Source organism: Pseudomonas huaxiensis (assembly GCF_003231275.1).
Lineage (GTDB): Bacteria > Pseudomonadota > Gammaproteobacteria > Pseudomonadales > Pseudomonadaceae > Aquipseudomonas > Aquipseudomonas huaxiensis.
In genome coordinates this window covers 85,449-102,765 of sequence record NZ_QKVL01000019.1, presented here as the reverse complement: position 1 = coordinate 102,765, position 17,317 = coordinate 85,449, and the positions used below count along the sequence as shown (strand labels likewise).

Sequence of the window (17,317 nt, the reverse complement as noted above, 5' to 3'; positions counted from 1 at the left end):
GGAGCTGGCTTGCCAGCGATGAGGCCCTGAGGAGATCAGTTGCCCTTCACCGCATAATCCGGCCGCTTGTCGTTACCCGGAATGAACGGGCTCCACGGCTGGGCACGCAGCGGCGCCTCGGTCTGCCAGACCACGTTGAACTGACCGTCGTCCTGGATTTCGCCGATCATCACTGGCTTGTGCAGGTGGTGGTTGGTCTTGTCCATGGTCAGGGTGAAGCCGGACGGCGCCTTGAAGCTCTGGTCGGCCAGGGCCGCGCGGACCTTGTCGACATCGGTGGACTTGGCCTTCTCGGCCGCCTGCGCCCACATGTGAATGCCGACGTAGGTGGCTTCCATCGGATCGTTGGTCACGGCCTTGTCCGCGCCCGGCAGGTTCTTGGCTTTGGCGTAGGCTTTCCAGTCAGCCACGAACTGGGTATTGACCGGGTTCTCCACCGACTCGAAGTAGTTCCACGCTGCCAGATGGCCAACCAGCGGCTTGGTGTCGATACCGCGCAGTTCTTCCTCGCCTACCGAGAACGCCACCACTGGTACGTCGGTAGCTTTCAGGCCCTGGTTGGCCAGTTCTTTGTAGAAGGGCACGTTGGAGTCGCCGTTGACCGTGGAGATGACCGCAGTCTTGCCACCGGCGGAGAACTTCTTGATGTTCGCCACGATGGTCTGGTAATCGCTGTGGCCGAACGGCGTGTAGACCTCTTCGATGTCCTTGTCGGCCACGCCTTTGGAGTGCAGGAACGCGCGCAGGATCTTGTTGGTGGTGCGCGGGTAGACGTAGTCGGTGCCGAGCAGGAAGTAGCGCTTGGCTGCGCCGCCTTCTTCGCTCATCAGGTATTCCACCGCCGGAATGGCCTGCTGGTTCGGCGCCGCGCCGGTGTAGAACACGTTAGGCGACATCTCTTCACCTTCGTACTGCACCGGGTAGAACAGCAGCCCGTTGAGTTCTTCGAACACCGGCAGCACCGACTTGCGCGACACCGAGGTCCAGCAGCCGAACACCACGGCCACCTTGTCCTGGGTCAGCAGTTGCCGGCTCTTCTCGGCGAACAGCGGCCAGTTCGACGCCGGGTCCACCACCACCGCTTCCAGCATCTTGCCGTTGACGCCGCCCTTGGCGTTGATCTGCTCGATGGTCATGAGGGCCATGTCCTTGAGCGAGGTTTCGGAGATCGCCATGGTGCCCGACAGCGAATGCAGAATGCCGACCTTGATGGTCTCGGCGGCCTGCAGGGTCCAGCTCATGCCCATCGCGGCAATGGATGCACTGAGGGTAAAGGCCTTGATCAGACTACGACGCTTCATGGTGCTCTCTCTCCGTTGAGTTCTTGGGTGTTGGCGACTCGCGGAAAGGGCTTTTGCAAGTGGTGTGCCGTCTTGTGTACAAGTGGCGGCGCTGGTGTTTCGGGCCTGCGTTGCGGTCCATCGCGAGCAAGCTCGCTCCTACAAGGAGAGGCGCTAGCTCGCGGGTTGCGCGTTGCCCCGTAGGAGCGAGCTTGCTCGCGATGGACCGCAACGCAGGTCCGGGAACGAAGAGCCAGACTGGTGCCACGCATCAATCCGATGCACAGCAATGAGGCGAAAAAAAGGGGCCGGATGGCCCCTTCGATAACGCTATCAGTTGCCTCGCACCGCAGTGCGCGGATGGCGCCTGTTGCGCACGAACTGATAGGTCACGGTGAGCAACACGAACCACAGCGGCGTGACGATCAGCGCCTGACGGGTGTCGGTCTCGAAGCTCAGCAGCACCAGGATCGCGGCGAAGAACACCAGGCACGCCCAGCACATGAAGCGACCGCCAGGCATCTTGTACTTCGACGCCTCATGCAGCGCGGCGCGGTGCGTGCGGTACTTCAGGTACGACAGCAGGATCAGCGACCAGACGAACATGAACAGGATCGCCGAGACGGTGGTGACCAGGGTGAACGCCTCGATCAGGTCCGGGATCACGTACATCAGCGCAGCACCCAGCAGCAGGCAGGTGCAGGAGAAGTACAGGCCGTTGGCCGGCACGTCACGGCTGGAGAGTTTTTCGAACGCCTTGGGCGCGTCGCCTTCCTGAGCCAGGCCGAACAGCATCCGGCTGGTGGAAAACACGCCGCTGTTGGCCGACGAGGCGGCGGACGTGAGCACCACGAAGTTGATCACCGCGGCGGCGGCCGGCAGGCCGGCGAGGATGAACAGTTCCACGAACGGGCTCTTGCCTGGCACCACGTCACGCCACGGGGTCACCGCCATGATGGCGATCAGGGCGAAGACGTAGAACATGATGATCCGCAGCGGGATGGAGTTGATCGCCCGTGGCAGGGTGCGCTCCGGGTCCTTGGCTTCGGCGGCAGTGGTACCCACCAGCTCGATACCGACGAAGGCGAACACGGCAATCTGGAATCCGGCGAAGAAGCCCATCAGCCCGTGGGGGAACATGCCCTCGTCATTCCACAGGTGGGCGAAGCTGGCGGTGGTCCCGGTGGGCGACTGGAAGCCGCTGAACACCATGTACAGGCCGGTACCGATCAAGCCGAGGATGGCGACGATCTTGATCATCGCGAACCAGAACTCGATCTCGCCGAACATTTTCACGGTGATCAGGTTCAGCGACAGCAGCACGCCGACGCAGGCCAGCGCCGGTATCCATTGCGGCAGGTCGGGGAACCAGAACTGTGAGTAAGCCGCGATGGCGATCACGTCGGCGATGCCGGTGATGATCCAGCAGAACCAGTAGGTCCAGCCCGTGAAATAGCCGGCCCAGGGGCCAAGCAGATCGGCGGAGAAGTCGATGAAGGATTTGTAGTTGAGGTTCGACAGCAGCAGCTCGCCCATCGCCCGCATGACGAAGAACAGCATGAAGCCGATGATCATGTAGACGAAAATGATCGACGGGCCGGCAAGACTGATGGTCTTGCCCGAACCCATGAACAGGCCGGTACCGATGGCACCGCCGATGGCAATCAACTGGATGTGGCGGTTGGTCAGATTGCGTTGCAGGTGGTGTTCCTGCGAGTCCTTTGTGAGGTCTTGATTCATTGCATGCATTCCATAAATTGCAGTCTTCTTGTGCGTGAAGCGGCGGCTAGGCTAACACGCAAAGCCGCAGGGTAGACGCGGCAAAGTGACTCGACTTTAGGTGCATGCCCTGCTTTTGTGGGAGCTGGCTTGCCAGCGATGGCGCCCATCAGTTCACCACCGTCATCGCTGGCAAGCGGAGCGCCGCCTTGCCCCCAATGGAGGCGACGGCATCACGCCCGCGCCGCCAACAACCGCCTCCCGAACACTTTATCCAACCCCCACACCACCAGCATCGACACCCCCACCAGCGGAAATGCTACGCCCAGCACCAGCATGACCACCGTGGCGGTCTTCCAACGTGGCAGGTCATGACGCAGTGGCGGTACGCCGAGGCCGCCTTCGGGGCGGCGTTTCCACCACATCACCAGGCCGCTGACCGAGCCCAGCAGGACCATCAGGCAGATCAGCAGGATCAGCATCTGGTTGAACCAACCGAACATCTTGCCTTCATGCAGCATGACCCCCAGTTCCGTGGCCCGGGCCACCGGGCTGTAGTCCTTCCAGCGCACGTCCACCAGCACCTTGCCGGTGTATTGATCGACATGCAGGGTGGCGTCGTTGCGCGGGTCGTCGGCGAATACGGCAATGGTGAACACGCCGCTGGCGGTGGTCGGCGGAGTGATGCTGTAACCGGGCTCGACGCCGCGCTCGTTGGCCAGATCCTCGACCTGTTGCAGGCTGATCTGCGGCGCGGCGGGAGCGCTGTCCATCGCCATATGACCCTGGTGCTCGGCATGGGCGCCGGACGACTGCGGCATCGGAGTGTTTTCCACCGCCCAGGGCACGGTCTGGCGGGCGGCGGAGTTGAGGGTGCGGGCTTCCTGGTCGGAGGTCGGCACGTCGTTCCACATTGCTGCCGGAAAGCGGTTCCACAGGTCGGCGTATTGCTTGCCCCAGAAGCCGGTCCAGGTCATGCCGCTGAGCAGCATCAGCAACAAGACCAGCGCCCCCCAGAATCCGCTGACCGCATGCAGGTCACGCCAGAGCAGACGTCCGCGGGCGCTCAGGCGCGGCCATAACACGCCGGCCATGCGCCCGCCTCGCGGCCACCACAGATACAGGCCGGACACCACCAGGACGATGCCCCAGCCCGCGGCCAGTTCCACCAGGCGGTCGCCCGTGGTGCCGATCATCAGTTCGCCGTGCAGCGCGCGGGCCACGGCCTGCAGGTTGCTCTTGGCATCCTGCGCGCCGAGCAGCGTGCCGGTGTACGGGTCGACGAACACGTTCAGTTCCTGCCCGCTGTCCTTGACCACGAACTGCGCGCTGCGGTCGGCGGCCGGCGCCGGCAGGTACTGGCTGATCTGTCCCTGTGGATAAGCGGCCTTCACGGTGTGCAGCAGGTGGTCGGCGCCATGCCGGTGGTGACCGGCCTCGACCACCATCAGCGAGCGGTACATCAGCGGATCAAGCTGCGGCTTGAACAGGTAGATGATCCCGGTGATCGCCAGCAGGATCATGAACGGCGCCACGAACAACCCGGCATAGAAATGCCAGCGCCAGGCCAGGTTGTAGAAAGAAAACGAAGGTTTGCTCATGGAGCTCTCCCAGGTGATGGGCGCGGCGACTGGCCGCGCCCGGGTTGGGTCAGAAACTCACGTCGACCTTGGTCCAGAACGTGCGCCCCGGCTCACTGACGGGCTCAAAGCCCGAGTAACCGAAGCCGGCGTTGCCCGCCAGGTTCAGGTGTTCGGCGTAGGCTTTGTCGAACAGGTTGTCGACGCCTGCGCTGAGCTTGAGGTTCTTGCTCACACGATAGGCGCCGTTGAGCGAGAACACGCCGAAACCGCCGGTTTTCTCGAAGTCCTTGCCAACGATGTTGCCGTAGTTTTCCGAGATGCGGTTCTGCGCCGAGACCAGTCGCCACAGGGCGCCGGCACTCCAGTCAGATTCGCTGTAGGTCAGGCCGAGGCGGCTTTCCAGTGGTGGCATCTGCGGCAGGGCCGAACCGTCGCTGCTGTTCTTGCCCCAGGCGTAGGCCAGGGTCGCATCGGCCTTCCAGTTGCTGGTCAGTTGATAGGCGACACCCAGTTCGCCACCCATGATCCGCGCGTCGACGTTGCCGGCGCGGGAGACGCTGGTGCCAGCGGTGTAGTCGTAGAGGATGAAGTCGCGCACCTGGCCGACATAGCCCGAGGCCCAGGCTTCGAGGTCTTCGGTTTTGTACTGGATGCCGAAGTCCAGTTGCGTGGTCTTCTCCGGCTTGATCGCATCGAAGGCATTGACCGAGCCGGCCGGGCCGAAGGTCGGCGAGAACAGCTCCCAGTAATCGGGGAAACGCTGCACATGGCCAATGCCGACATAGGCGGTGGCCGGTGCGTCGACCAGATCGTGCTCGTAGCGCAGGAAGCCGCTGGGCAGGGTGTCGGCGCGGGTGTTGCCGACGGTCGGGTTGGGCATGACCATCATTCCCGAACCGCGGGTCTTGCGGAAGTCCTTGGCCGAGGCACGGTCCAGCCGCGCGCCGCTGACCAGGCGGTCCTGGCTGTCCAGTTCCCAGGTCAGCTCGCCGAACACGCCGTAGTTGTGGAAGTCGGCGTCCTTGGTCCAGGGCTGGTTGCCATAGGTGTTGACGCCCATGCCGGTGCGCTGGCGGTGTTCGTTGGTCTGCGCGTCGATGCCGCTGACCAGGGTCACGTCCTCCCAGCGCCAGGTGCCCTTGATGCGCGCGCCCATGGTGCGGCGGTCGACGTTGCTGGCCATGGGGCCGGCCATCATTCCGGTGCCAGACGTTGTACGCAGGCTGTAGTTGTCCATCACGTGGTCGGCATAGTTGTAGTAGACCTGCGCTTCGAGCTTGTCGAAGACCTCGCCGATATTGGACTTCTCGAAACGCAGGCCGAGGCTTTCGCGCTTGAACTGCGAGCCGTCCATGCCACGCCCTGCGTAGCGGGCCTCGCCGTCGCCGCGGCCGGCGGTCAGTTCCAGCAGGGTGTCGCTGTCCGGGGTCCAGCCGACGGCGACGTCGCCGTTCCACTTGTCCCATTTCGACGGCACGGTGTCGCCGTGGCCGTCTTCATAGTCGTCGGAGCGCGACTGGTTGCCGACGAAGCGTACGTAGCCCTGGCTGCCACCGGCGGCGGCATCCAGCACCTTGTCGAAACGGCCATTGGAACCGGCCAGCAGGCTGGCGTTGACCCGGGTGCCGAGTTCGCCGAATTTCTCCGGCTCGCGGTCGAAGAGGATCGTCCCGGCGGACGCGCCCGGGCCCCACTGCACGCTTTGCGGGCCCTTGATCACGGTCAGGCGGTCGTAGGTTTCCGGGGAGATGTAGGAGGTCGGCGCATCCATGCGGTTCGGGCAGGCGCCGAGCATCAGGCCGCCGTTGGTGAGGATGTTCAGCCGCGAGCCGAACATGCCGCGCAGTACCGGGTCGCCGTTGGTGCCGCCGGAGCGGATCGCCGAGAAACCGGGGATGGTCTTCAGGTAGTCGGCACCGTCGCTGGCCGGCACGGGCTGGCGTGGGTCCTTGGGGTTGGTGATCACGGTCAGCGGCGAACTGGGCGCCACCGCGGTAATGACTGTGGGGCTGAGTTCCGGCTGGCCGTGGTCATGGCCTTCGTGGCCGGTTTCCGCGGCCAGGGCAGCGGGAACGAAGAGGCTGCCGCACAGCAGCGCAATGGTCCCGCGCAGGGACAAACGATAGACAGGGGTGGAGCTGGACATAGGTCTTCCAACATCGATCAGTCATGAAGGTGCGCGCGCACGCGGCGATTGGCCGGAGACGAGCGCTGTTTCGGAATGTTCAGACGACGTTGCGGGAAGGTGGCGCGCGGCTGCGGGCGCCGGGGAAGAACGCCGGACGCGGATGGCCCTGGCGGGGAAGAACGACAAGGCGGTGGCTGGCCGGGACGGCCTCGCTGTTGAGCAGGCTCAGGTGCTGCGGCAGTGCCGGGCAATGGAAGAACAGGCTGCAATAGCCGCACTTCTCCCACATGACGTGCAGCGACGAATCGCCGCCGCCATGGTGCGCATCGCCGTGATGGTCCGCCGTGTCGTCCGTGCCTGCGCCCATGTCCATGTTCATCGACATGGAGGTGCTGTGATCCATCGGCATCGACTGGGAAACCAGTGGTCCGATAAAGATCATCAGCATGGCGAACAGGCTCAGCCAGCTCGCGCGCAGTGTCCTGTGGTCAGGGTGCGGGGGCCGGTGGCGTCCGGTACGGGCGAGGCTCATGGCGAGCGGCGCTCAGGGATCAGTGCTGGTGCTGGTGCTCGTCGCTGCCTTCAGGCGGCTGCTTTTGCACCGCGACTTCGACGGTGATATCGCCGGCCTTTTCGAAATGCAGGGTCAGCGGGAAGCGCTTGCCGTCGCTGAGCAGGCTGCGGTCCTTGGGCTGCATGATCATCACGTGGTAGGCGCTCGGGCTGAACACCACCTTGCCGTCCGCCGGCACGGCGACGTTGGGAACTTGCTGCATGCGCATCACGTCGCCGGTCATCACGTGCTCGTGCAACTCGGAGCGATCGCTGATCGGAGTGTCGACGCTGAGCAGGCGGTCGTCCTGCTTGCCCTTGTTGTCGATGATGAAATAGGCCGCCACGTTGGGTGCGTTCGGTGGCAGTTGCAGCGACCACGGGTGGGCGATATGCAGATCGCCCTTGGTGTATTCGTGGGCACTGGCGAAGCTGGCGGGCAGCAGCAGGGCAGCCAGCATCAGGACGTTCTTGAGCATGAAAAGTCTCCGGTCGATTCAGATTGTTCGCAGGTATCAGCGTAGTGAATCAAACGGCGGGAGAGGCGCGGGGATTGAGCGAGGGCCACAGTTCACGGGGCGTGGGCTGGGCGGGCTGGGCAATGGCCAGCGGGGTGGAGAAGGCATGTGTCGGCAGGACCAGTTGCGGCGCCTGGCCAGGCAACGCCAGCAAGGGCGCGGCACCGGAGCAGCACCAGCAGTGCTGCATCACGGCGTGGTCGTCGTTCTGCTGGTCGGGTTGGCCGAGAGAGACCGCGATCAGCTTGGTGCCGCCCGTGGAACAGAATGCGCCCCACAGTAGTTGCTCGGTGGGCGCCCTGGCGGCGTTTGCGGACAACGGCATCGCCAGCAGATTGAACAGCACTGCGAAGCAGGCGATCCAGGCGTAGGCGAGCCGTTGTGCGGGCATGGGTTGATCCGGTGGGATTCGAATGATGGCTATTTAGCCAGAAGACGCCGGGGATGTAAAAAATGGGGGTGTGATGAAGTGTCGCAGCCGCTTTAGGAAGGTGCGGGAGCTGGCAAGCCAGCTCCCATTGATTCAGACCTTCGCCCGACCCAGCATGCCCCTGACCGCCTCTTGCAGGTCCGCCGGCAACACCACCAGTTTGGCGTTGTTGCTGGCCGCGAGGCTTTCCATGGCGCTGATGTAGCGTTCGCCCAGCAGGTACATGGCCGGGGTCACGTCATTGCCCACGGCGTTCTTGACCAGGGTGATGGCCTGGGCCGACGCCTCGGCCAGGTTGACCTGGGCGGCGGCGTCGAGCTTGGCCGACTCCTGGCGCGCCTGGGCTTCGAGGATCGCCGCCTGCTTGGCGCCTTCGGCGCGGGTCACGTCGGCTTTACGCTCACGCTCGGCCGCGGCCTGGCGCTCCATGGCCGTTTGCATGCTCGGCGAAGGCTTGATGTCCTGGATTTCCACCGAACGCACGGTGATGCCCCAGTCTTCGGTCTGCTCCGACATCGCGTCGCGCAGACGCGCCTTGATCTGTTCGCGGCTGGACAGCGCTTCGTCCAGTTCCATGGCACCGACGATGGCGCGCAGCGAGGTCATGGTCAGGCTGGTGACCGCGTAGGAGTAGTTCACCACGCCGTAGGCGGCTTTCTGCGGGTCCACCACCTTGGCGAAGCACAGGGCGTTGGCGACATCACGGCGTTGTCCTTGGTGATGATTTCCTGCTGCTGCACGTCCAGGATGATGTCCTTGGTCGGCAGCCGGTAGGCCACTACGTCCATGTACGGGATGAGGATGTTCAGGCCCGGCTTGAGGGTGGTGTGGTAGCGGCCCAGGCGCTCGACGATCCATTCCTCGCCCTGGGGTACGATGCGTACGCCCTTGAATACGGTGATGAGGACAAACAGGGCGATGGTGGCGGTAATGATCAGACTGGTCATGACATTTCTCTTCCTTTGATGGTGTCTTGAAACGCTTTCAGGCCTTGCCGACCCGGACAATGTTGCCCTCGATCGCGAGGATGCGGACCCGCTCGCCGGAGGCGATGTCGCTGTTGGCGATGCAGACCCACTCTTCATTGCCGAGGATCGGCTTCTGGAAACGGACGCGGCCTTTCTGGAACTCCGAGACTGGCGCGGTCAGCAGGCCGACTTCGCCGATCACCTCGTCGGCGGTCCAGCGATTGTCCGCCCTGCGGGGTTTGAACACCTTGAACCAGAGGGCGACGGTGAGGGAGGAGAGCACCACCCAGATCATCAGCTCGCTGGCCAGGGACAGGCCAGGCACCAGCCCGGCGATTACTCCGACCGCCACGGCGCCAATGCCGAACCAGATGATGAAGAAGGTGGGCAGTACCAGTTCCAGCAGGATCAGGCCAAAGCCCAGAACGAGCCAGATCCACCATTGCAGTTCCATAGTCGCAGCCTTGCGTAGGGAAAAGGATGAGGCATTGGAATCGCTTGCCGGTGTGTTGGCAATACCCGAGTGCTGCACTGGCCTGCTACAGGAGGTGTCCTTCAGCCAGCGCGGCGAGCAGCGCGGCCGGGTCGGCGAAGTGACGGTCGACCTCGGGCAGCGCCGGACGGCCGAGAATCAACACCGGTACGCCGCGCTCGCGGGCCACCTGTAACTTCGGTTCGGTGGCACTGCTGCCGCTGTTCTTGCTGATCAGCACATCGATCTGGCGGCGTTCGAACAACTGCCGCTCGTCGCCCAGCAGAAACGGCCCGCGGGCGCCGATCACTTCGCAGCGGTCGTTGGCGGGGCAAGCGTCGAGGGCGCGCAGGGTCCAGAACTGGTGGTCGGGGATCTCATTGAGGTGTTGCAGCGGTTCGCGGCCGAGGGTGAACAGCGGGCGGCGGAAGGTGTGCAGTGCCGCGATCAGTTCGGCCCAGTCGGCGACTTCGCGCCAATCGTCGCCGGCCTGGGCCTGCCAGGCGGGACGACGCAGGGCCCAGCAGGGAATGCCGGCGAGAGTCGCGGCGCTGGCGGCGTTGGCGCTGATTTGCGCGGCGTAGGGGTGGGTGGCGTCGATCAGCAAGTCGATGCCTTCGGCGCGCAGGTAGGCGGCCAGGCCGTCCGCGCCGCCATAACCGCCGACGCGCACCTGGCAGGCCAGATCATCCGGCACCCGGCCGATCCCGGCCAGGCTGTAGACGTGCTCAGGCCCCAATTGGCGAGCGATACGCAGGGCCTCGGTGACGCCGCCAAGCAGCAGGATGCGCTGGCTCATTGCACACCCGCCTTGCCGACGATGCCGCCCTGGCGGTCGATGGCGAACACTTCGACCTGCACCTGCGCCGGCACCACGCTGCGGGCGAAGGCCAGGGCGTGGGCGCAGACCGCATCGCCCAGTGGTACGCCGGCGGCGTGGGCCAGGGCCAGGGCCTGCTGGCTGGTATTGGCCTGAATGATGGTCGCTTGCAGCGCCGCATCGGCGCCCACCGCTGCGGCCCATTGCGCCAGTTGCGGCAGGTCGATGCTGGAATGGCGGCTGTGCAGGTCCATGTGTCCGGCGGCCAGCTTGCTGATCTTGCCGAAGCCTCCACACAGGCTCAGGCGCGCCACCGGCACCTTGCGCAGGTGCTTGAGCACCGCGCCGACGAAGTCGCCCATTTCGATCAGGGCGATTTCCGGCATGCCGTAGACCCGGCGCATGGTGTCCTCGCTGGCGTTGCCGGTGCAGGCGGCGATGTGTTCGTAGCCGTTGGTCTTGGCGACGTCGATGCCTTGATGGATCGAGGCGATGTAGGCCGAGCAGGAGAAGGGCCGGACAATACCGCTGGTGCCGAGGATCGACAGGCCGCCGAGAATGCCCAGGCGCGGGTTCATGGTCTTCAGCGCCAGGTTTTCGCCGTCCCGTACGTTCACCGTGACCTCGAAGCCGCCGGAGTAATTGCATTCCTGCGCGAGGCGGGTCAGGTGCTCCGTCATCATTCGGCGCGGCACCGGATTGATCGCCGGCTCGCCCACGGTCAGCACCAGTCCGGGTCGGGTCACGGTGCCGACGCCCTGGCCTGCGACGAAGCGCACACCGGGTTCGTCCAGCAGGCGTACGCGGCTGAACAGCAGCGCGCCGTGGGTCACGTCCGGGTCGTCGCCGGCGTCCTTGAGGGTGCCGGCCTCGGCGCCCGGGGCGTGCAGGCGGCAAAACTCCAGGCGCATCTGCACCTGCTTGCCCTTGGGCAGGGTGATTTCCACCGCATCGTGCGCTTGCCCGGTCAGCAACAAGCGCGCGGCGGCGAGGCTGGTGGCGGTGGCACAACTCCCGGTGGTCAGGCCGCTGCGCAGCGGCGCCGGCTGTTCGGCGGTTTCGTCACGCATGCTTGATGGCGTCGAGCAGGGTGATCGGCAGCGCCTGGCGCCAGGTGTCGAAGCCACCCAGCGGCTGGGCCTGGGCGACATGAATGCGGGTCAGTTCACCGCCGTGGCGCTCGCGCCATTCCATCAGGCGCACTTCGCTTTGCAGGGTCACCGCGTTGGCCACCAGCCGACCGCCGGGGCGCAGGTGCTCCCAGCAATGCTCCAGCACGCCGGGCACGGTGACGCCGCCGCCGATGAAGATCGCGTCCGGGCGCTCCAGGCCGTGCAGCGCTTCCGGCGCGCGTCCGCGCACCAGTTGCAGGCCTGGCACGCCGAGGGCATCGCGGTTGAGTTCGATCAGTTGCTGGCGGCCATCGTCGGCTTCGATCGCCAGGGCGCGGCACGCCGGGTGCGCGCGCATCCACTCGATGCCGATCGAGCCGCTGCCGGCGCCGACATCCCAGAGCAACTCGCCTGGCTGCGGGGCGAGGCGAGCCAGGGTGATGGCGCGGACATCGCGCTTGGTGATCTGCCCGTCGTGCTGGAAGGCGTTGTCCGGCAACCCGGCCAGTGGCGACAGGCACACCGCATTGGCGTCGGCGCGGCATTCGATGGCGACCAGATTGAGGTCGGCGACCGCGCCGTCCTGCCAGTCGTTGGCGCTGCCTTGCAGGTGACGCTCGGCGCTGCCGCCGAGGTGTTCCAGTACATGCAACTGGCTTGGGCCGAAGCCGCGCTGGCGCAGCAGAGCGGCGATGGCGGCGGGGCTGTTGCCATCGTTGCTCAGCACCAGCAGGCGCTGGCCGCTGTAGAGGTGAGCGTTGAGTTGCGCCAGCGGGCGGGCGACCACGGAAACAATGACCACCTCCTGCAATGGCCAGCCGAGGCGGGCGGCGGCGAGGGCGCAGGAAGAAGGGGCGGAAATCACGTTCAGCTCATCGGCCGCGACTTGCCGCGCGAGGCTGGCGCCAACGCCGTAGAACATCGGGTCGCCGCTGGCCAGCACGCACACCGGCTCGCCGCGCAGGGCCAGCACCGGCGCCAACGAGAACGGGCTCGACCAGGTCAGGCGCTCGGCCTTCAGGCAATGGGGCAGCAGGTCGAGCTGGCGCGGGCTGCCGAACACCCTGGCAGCGTGCAGCAGGGCGCGCCGGGCTTGCTTGCCGAGGCCGCTGAAGCCGTCTTCGCCGATTCCTACTATGGTCAACCAGGGCGCCATGCCGTTCCTCTTTTCCGGGCCTATCCGACCGGCAGGCTTGGCCCGCCGCCGGGCAAAGCAGGCATAATACCGCGCCTTCCGGTGCCCAGCCCCATTTGACGATTGACGGGTGAACCCTTGAACCAATCCCAACCCGCTCCTGCCATTCGCCCCTCGGCCTGCCCGGGGTTGTGGCGCATCGTCCAGGCCCGCGATGGCGGCATCTCACGGATCAAGCTGGATGCCGGGCATCTGGACGCCGACCAGGCCGAAGCCGTGGCCGAGGCCGCCGAGCGTTTTGCCGGGGGCGTGATCGAGGTGACCAACCGCAGCAACCTGCAGATTCGTGGCGTTGGCAGCGACCAGCAGGGCCTGATCGCGCACCTGCTGGCGGCCGGCCTGGGCCCGCGGGTCGCCGCCGGCGATGACGTGCGCAACCTGATGCTCAGCCCCGCCGCAGGCCTCGACCCGGCCATGCTGTTCGACACCCGCGCGCTGGGCGCACAGATTCTCGACCTGCTGCAGACCACGCCGCGCTTCCATGCACTGTCGGCCAAGTTCGCCGTGCAGCTCGATGGCGGCGAAGACCTGGCGATGCTCTGGCATCCCCACGACCTGTGGCTGTCGCCGCTGCGCCTGGATGACGATCTGTGGCTGGCCTTCGGCCTGGCGGGCTGTCCGGGACGGGATGCGCCGGTGGCCGCTGTGCCGGTGGCGGCAGGGCTGGCGCTGGTGCGGGCGGTGCTGGAGCGGTTTCTCGATCTGGCTGATGCCGGTCAGTCGCGAATGCGCCAGTTGCTGGAGACACTGCCCACGGACGCCTTCCTCGCCGGCCTGGCGTTGCCGCTGCGCCGCGATGCTGCTGTGCTCGACTGGCGCCGCCCCGGACGTGACCTCGCGCGCCACCTGGGTGTCTATCCCCAGCAGCAAACCGAGCGGGTCGCGGTGGGCGCGGTGGCGCCGCTCGGCCGCCTGAGCGCGGTGCAATTGCGTGGCGTCGGTGCGTTGGCCCGGGAACTGGGCGACGGCAGCCTGCGCATGACGCCCTGGCAGAGCGTGCTGCTGCCGAACATTGCCATTGCCCGCGCCGAACGGGTGCTGGCCGCCTTGCTTCACCTTGGCCTGATCACCGACGCCGCCGAGCCGCTGGCCGGCGTGGTCGCCTGCACCGGCTCGGCCGGTTGCGCCAAGGCCCTCGCCGACACCAAGGGCGATGCGCTGCAACTGGCCTTCAGCCTGCGCCAGCCGGTCCCGGTGGCTGGCGTTCACTTGAGCGGCTGCGGCCGCTCCTGCGCCATGGCGCATACCGCGCCGGTCACCTTGCTGGCGGTCGGCCCCGGTCGCTATGACCTGTATTTTCACGACCCGGCGCAGCCGGGCCCCGGCGTTGTCGCCGGGCGCAACCTGACACTGGAAGAAGCGGGCGCCACGCTGGACGCCCGCCCACGGAGCAACCCTCGATGATTGATTACATCCGCGACGGCCAGGAGATTTATCGCAACTCCTTCGCCATCATTCGCCAGGAGGCCCGCCTTGAGCGGATTCCGGCCGACCTGGAAAAGCTCGCGGTACGGGTGATCCATGCCTGCGGCATGGTCGAGGTGGTCGATGCCCTGCGCTTTTCCGAAGGCGCCGGCAAGGCCGGGCGTGAAGCCCTGGCCGCTGGCGCGCCGATTCTCTGCGACGCGCGGATGGTCGCCGAAGGCATCACCCGCGCGCGCCTGCCGGCCAACAACGAGGTGATCTGTACCCTGCGTGACGACAGCGTTCCGGACCTCGCCAAGGAACTGGGCAACACCCGCTCGGCGGTGGCCCTGGAGCTGTGGCGCCCGCACCTGGAAGGCAGCGTCGTGGTGATCGGCAACGCGCCGACCGCGCTGTTCTACCTGCTGGAAATGATCGACGCCGGCGCACCGAAACCGGCGCTGATCCTCGGCTTCCCGGTGGGCTTCGTCGGTGCGGCGGAGTCCAAGGCGATGCTTGCGGCGGACAGCCGTGGCGTGCCGTTCGTGGTCGTCGAAGGCCGTCTGGGTGGTAGCGCCATGGCCGCCGCCGCGGTCAACGCCCTCGCCACGGAGGTCGAATGATGCAGGCCCGTGGACGTTTGCTCGGCCTGGGCGTTGGCCCCGGCGATCCCGAGCTGATCACCCTCAAGGCCCTGCGTCTGCTGCGTGAAGCGCCGGTGGTGGCGTACTTCGTCGCCAAGGGCAAGCGCGGCAATGCCTTTGGCATCATCGAGCAGTACCTGCAAAGCGAGCAGACCCTGTTGCCACTGGTTTATCCGGTGACCACCGAGGCGCTGCCGGCGCCGCTGTCCTACGAACAGGTCATCAGCGATTTCTACGATGCCGCGAGCATCGAGGTCGCCGCACACCTGGACGCGGGCCGCGATGTGGCGGTGATCTGCGAAGGCGATCCGTTCTTCTACGGCTCCTACATGTACTTGCACGATCGCCTGGCCGAACGCTATGACGCCCAGGTGATTCCGGGTGTCTGCTCGATGCTTGGTGGTGCTTCGGTGCTCGGTGCGCCGTTGGTGTATCGCAACCAGAGCCTGTCGGTGCTGTCCGGCGTGCTGCCCCATGACGAACTCAAGCGCCGTCTGGCCGATGCCGATGCGGCGGTGATCATGAAGCTCGGGCGTAACTTCCCCAAGGTCCGCCAGGTGCTGACCGAGTTGGGTCTCGATAGCCGCGCGCTGTACGTGGAGCGGGCGACCATGGCCAACCAGAAGATCGTCGCGCTCGATGAGGTCGATCCGGCGTCGTCGCCGTACTTCTCGCTGATCATCGTTCCCGGCGAAAGGTGGCAAGGCTGATGACCCGACGCGCACCGGCCATTGTCATCCTCGGCAAAGGCAGCGTGGCCACGGCCCGCAAGATCCAGCAGCTGTATCCCGACGCCCTGATCCACGGCCTGGCTGGCCGGGTCGAAGACGTCGATGTCAGCTATCAGGAGTTCGGCGCCAGCCTGCGCCAGCTCTATCAACAGGACACGCCGATCATCGCCTTGTGCGCCGCCGGCATCGTGATCCGCAGCCTCGCCGGCGTGTTGCTGGAGAAAGGCGCGGAGCCACCGGTGCTGGCCGTGGCCGAGGACGGTAGCGCGGTCGTGCCGCTGCTGGGCGGGCTGGGCGGGGTGAATGTCATGGCGCGGGAAATTGCCGCTGGACTGGGCGTCGCCGCGGCGATCACCACCAGTGGCGAACTGCGCTTCGGCACCTGCCTGCTCAATCCTCCCAGCGGCTATGCCCTGGCGGACCTGGAGCTGGGCAAGCGCTTCGTCTCCGACTTGCTGGCCGGTGAGCGCGTGCGCATCGAAGGCGCCGCGCCCTGGCTCGACGAAGCGCGCTTGCCGCAGGATGAGCAGGCGTCCCTGACCATTCATGTCGGCTGCGCCGAACGCGAGGCGGCAGCCAACGAATTGCTGATCCATCCGCGGTGCGTGCTGGTGGCGGTTTCGGCCTCGGTCACAGGCTTGGCCGAGGCGGTGCGTGCGGCCCTGCACGACGCGAAGATCGCGGAGGCATCGCTGGCCTGCCTGCTCGCCAAGGCTGACGACATGGCCGAACCGGCCTTGCACGACGCCGCGCGCGAGCTGGGTGTGCCGTTGCGCTTTGCACCGGCCCAGGCCTCGGTCAGCGCCCTGGCGGCGCGGGCATTGCCGCAGTTGCTCGCACCACAAGCGGTGGGCGAGGGACTGGCGATAGCGGTAGCCAACGCGCCGATTGATCCGCAACGCATTGGCCAGAGCCGGGGCCGCGTCGCAGTGATCGGCCTCGGCCCGGGCTCCGCCGAGCTCATGGCGCCGGCGGTCAAGGCCGAGCTGGCGCGGGCCAACGATGTGCTCGGCTACGAAACCTACGTGCGCATGGCCGGGCCATTCCGTGCCGATCAGGTGCTGCACTGCACCGACAACCGCGAAGAACTGCAACGCGCTCGTCATGCTTTCGAGCTGGCGGCGCAGGGGCGCTCGGTGATTGTGGTGTCGTCGGGTGACCCTGGCGTGTTCGCCATGTCTGCGGCGGTGCTGGAAGCACTTGAAGCCTCCGACGATCCGGCCTGGCATCGGGTCGAGCTGGAAATGCTCCCGGGCATTTCCGCCTCGCTGGCCACCGCGGCCCAGGCCGGTGCGCCGCTGGGGCATGACTTCTGCGTGATCTCGCTGTCGGACAACCTCAAACCGTGGTCGATCATCGAGAAGCGTCTGGACCTGGCCGCCGAGGCAGACCTGGCCCTGGCCTTCTACAACCCGATCTCGCGCTCGCGGCCCTGGCAACTGGGGCAGGCGCTGGACATCGTCCGTCGCCATCGCGGGCCGCAGACGCCCGTGGTATTGGGCCGCGATATTGCCCGGCCGGGGCAGTCGCTCAAGGCGATTCGCCTGGGTGAGTTGCAGCCCGAGATGGTCGACATGCGCACCATGGTGCTGATCGGTTCCAGCACCACCCGCACTTTCGCCCGCGCCGATGGCGGCGAGTGGGTCTATACGCCGCGCTGGTATCCCCAGGCGGACTGAGTACTGCGGGGAAAGGCTTCGTTCCTGACCCCGCTGTCGTTGCGACGTACCTTGGCGTTCCCTCCTGAGAGGGAACACCTAA

15 protein-coding genes and 1 pseudogene are annotated in these 17,317 nt (G+C 66.0%); 4 read left to right on the top strand and 12 right to left on the bottom strand.

Annotated features, from left to right (window positions below; all coding sequences use genetic code 11):
- Nucleotides 1-35 precede the first annotated feature (35 nt).
- The 12 genes and pseudogenes from urtA to cbiE form a co-directional block, all read right to left on the bottom strand.
- The gene (urtA, locus tag DM374_RS19660) at nt 36-1,301 is read right to left on the bottom strand and encodes an urea ABC transporter substrate-binding protein (RefSeq protein ID WP_110971391.1); all 1,266 of its coding nucleotides are present in this window, start codon (nt 1,299-1,301) and stop codon (nt 36-38) included.
- A 312-nt stretch (nt 1,302-1,613) separates the two neighbouring features.
- Nucleotides 1,614-3,020 (bottom strand): D-serine/D-alanine/glycine transporter, encoded by a 1,407-nt coding sequence (gene cycA, locus DM374_RS19655; RefSeq protein ID WP_110971390.1) that lies wholly within the window; start codon nt 3,018-3,020, stop codon nt 1,614-1,616.
- A 212-nt stretch (nt 3,021-3,232) separates the two neighbouring features.
- Complete coding sequence (locus tag DM374_RS19650) at nt 3,233-4,600, bottom strand: PepSY-associated TM helix domain-containing protein (RefSeq protein WP_110971389.1); 1,368 nt, start codon at nt 4,598-4,600, stop codon at nt 3,233-3,235.
- A 49-nt stretch (nt 4,601-4,649) separates the two neighbouring features.
- Nucleotides 4,650-6,728: a TonB-dependent copper receptor gene (locus DM374_RS19645; protein ID WP_110971388.1), complete on the bottom strand. Its 2,079-nt coding sequence runs from the start codon at nt 6,726-6,728 to the stop codon at nt 4,650-4,652.
- Between the two features lie 79 nt (nt 6,729-6,807).
- Complete coding sequence (locus DM374_RS19640) at nt 6,808-7,242, bottom strand: DUF2946 domain-containing protein (protein ID WP_110971387.1); 435 nt, start codon at nt 7,240-7,242, stop codon at nt 6,808-6,810.
- A gap of 19 nt (nt 7,243-7,261) precedes the next feature.
- Nucleotides 7,262-7,741 carry a copper chaperone PCu(A)C gene (locus DM374_RS19635; protein ID WP_110971386.1) on the bottom strand — a complete coding sequence of 160 codons (480 nt, stop codon included), beginning with the start codon at nt 7,739-7,741 and terminating at the stop codon, nt 7,262-7,264.
- 49 nt (nt 7,742-7,790) lie between these two features.
- The gene (locus DM374_RS19630; protein ID WP_110971385.1) at nt 7,791-8,171 is read right to left on the bottom strand and encodes a DUF2946 domain-containing protein; all 381 of its coding nucleotides are present in this window, start codon (nt 8,169-8,171) and stop codon (nt 7,791-7,793) included.
- 132 nt (nt 8,172-8,303) lie between these two features.
- Nucleotides 8,304-9,157 (bottom strand): annotated as a pseudogene (locus tag DM374_RS19625) (SPFH domain-containing protein).
- Nucleotides 9,158-9,194: 37 nt separating this feature from the next.
- Nucleotides 9,195-9,632 carry an NfeD family protein gene (locus tag DM374_RS19620; RefSeq protein WP_110971384.1) on the bottom strand — a complete coding sequence of 146 codons (438 nt, stop codon included), beginning with the start codon at nt 9,630-9,632 and terminating at the stop codon, nt 9,195-9,197.
- An 85-nt stretch (nt 9,633-9,717) separates the two neighbouring features.
- The gene (locus tag DM374_RS19615) at nt 9,718-10,449 is read right to left on the bottom strand and encodes a cobalt-precorrin-6A reductase (protein WP_110971383.1); all 732 of its coding nucleotides are present in this window, start codon (nt 10,447-10,449) and stop codon (nt 9,718-9,720) included.
- Nucleotides 10,446-11,540, bottom strand: coding sequence for a cobalt-precorrin-5B (C(1))-methyltransferase (locus DM374_RS19610; RefSeq protein ID WP_110971382.1), 1,095 nt, complete (start codon nt 11,538-11,540; stop codon nt 10,446-10,448). The genes DM374_RS19615 and DM374_RS19610 overlap by 4 nt, the downstream gene beginning before the upstream one ends.
- Nucleotides 11,533-12,738, bottom strand: a complete 1,206-nt coding sequence (gene cbiE / locus DM374_RS19605; protein WP_110971381.1) for a precorrin-6y C5,15-methyltransferase (decarboxylating) subunit CbiE — start codon at nt 12,736-12,738, stop codon at nt 11,533-11,535. Before cbiE ends, DM374_RS19610 begins: the two co-directional genes overlap by 8 nt.
- 102 nt (nt 12,739-12,840) lie before the next feature.
- On the opposite strand from cbiE, the gene cobG reads away from it, so the two are divergent.
- The 4 genes from cobG to cobJ are packed head-to-tail and all read left to right on the top strand — an operon-like array spanning nt 12,841 to nt 17,235.
- Nucleotides 12,841-14,181: a precorrin-3B synthase gene (cobG, locus tag DM374_RS19600; protein WP_110971380.1), complete on the top strand. Its 1,341-nt coding sequence runs from the start codon at nt 12,841-12,843 to the stop codon at nt 14,179-14,181.
- Complete coding sequence (locus tag DM374_RS19595; RefSeq protein ID WP_110971379.1) at nt 14,178-14,804, top strand: precorrin-8X methylmutase; 627 nt, start codon at nt 14,178-14,180, stop codon at nt 14,802-14,804. Before cobG ends, DM374_RS19595 begins: the two co-directional genes overlap by 4 nt.
- Nucleotides 14,804-15,535, top strand: a complete 732-nt coding sequence (locus tag DM374_RS19590) for a precorrin-2 C(20)-methyltransferase (protein ID WP_110971378.1) — start codon at nt 14,804-14,806, stop codon at nt 15,533-15,535. The genes DM374_RS19595 and DM374_RS19590 overlap by 1 nt, the downstream gene beginning before the upstream one ends.
- Nucleotides 15,535-17,235 (top strand): precorrin-3B C(17)-methyltransferase, encoded by a 1,701-nt coding sequence (gene cobJ / locus DM374_RS19585; RefSeq protein WP_110971377.1) that lies wholly within the window; start codon nt 15,535-15,537, stop codon nt 17,233-17,235. The genes DM374_RS19590 and cobJ overlap by 1 nt, the downstream gene beginning before the upstream one ends.
- Nucleotides 17,236-17,317: the final 82 nt, after the last annotated feature.

Excerpts from the sequence above, each read along its gene's own strand:
- urtA (WP_110971391.1), bottom strand. The coding sequence starts at position 1,301 with ATGAAGCGTCGTAGTCTGATCAAGGCCTTTACCCTCAGTGCATCCATT.
- cycA (WP_110971390.1), bottom strand. The coding sequence starts at position 3,020 with ATGAATCAAGACCTCACAAAGGACTCGCAGGAACACCACCTGCAACGC.
- DM374_RS19650 (WP_110971389.1), bottom strand. The coding sequence starts at position 4,600 with ATGAGCAAACCTTCGTTTTCTTTCTACAACCTGGCCTGGCGCTGGCAT.
- DM374_RS19645 (WP_110971388.1), bottom strand. The coding sequence starts at position 6,728 with ATGTCCAGCTCCACCCCTGTCTATCGTTTGTCCCTGCGCGGGACCATT.
- DM374_RS19640 (WP_110971387.1), bottom strand. The coding sequence starts at position 7,242 with ATGAGCCTCGCCCGTACCGGACGCCACCGGCCCCCGCACCCTGACCAC.
- DM374_RS19635 (WP_110971386.1), bottom strand. The coding sequence starts at position 7,741 with ATGCTCAAGAACGTCCTGATGCTGGCTGCCCTGCTGCTGCCCGCCAGC.
- DM374_RS19630 (WP_110971385.1), bottom strand. The coding sequence starts at position 8,171 with ATGCCCGCACAACGGCTCGCCTACGCCTGGATCGCCTGCTTCGCAGTG.
- DM374_RS19620 (WP_110971384.1), bottom strand. The coding sequence starts at position 9,632 with ATGGAACTGCAATGGTGGATCTGGCTCGTTCTGGGCTTTGGCCTGATC.
- DM374_RS19615 (WP_110971383.1), bottom strand. The coding sequence starts at position 10,449 with ATGAGCCAGCGCATCCTGCTGCTTGGCGGCGTCACCGAGGCCCTGCGT.
- DM374_RS19610 (WP_110971382.1), bottom strand. The coding sequence starts at position 11,540 with ATGCGTGACGAAACCGCCGAACAGCCGGCGCCGCTGCGCAGCGGCCTG.
- cbiE (WP_110971381.1), bottom strand. The coding sequence starts at position 12,738 with ATGGCGCCCTGGTTGACCATAGTAGGAATCGGCGAAGACGGCTTCAGC.
- DM374_RS19595 (WP_110971379.1), top strand. The coding sequence starts at position 14,178 with ATGATTGATTACATCCGCGACGGCCAGGAGATTTATCGCAACTCCTTC.
- DM374_RS19590 (WP_110971378.1), top strand. The coding sequence starts at position 14,804 with ATGCAGGCCCGTGGACGTTTGCTCGGCCTGGGCGTTGGCCCCGGCGAT.
- cobJ (WP_110971377.1), top strand. The coding sequence starts at position 15,535 with ATGACCCGACGCGCACCGGCCATTGTCATCCTCGGCAAAGGCAGCGTG.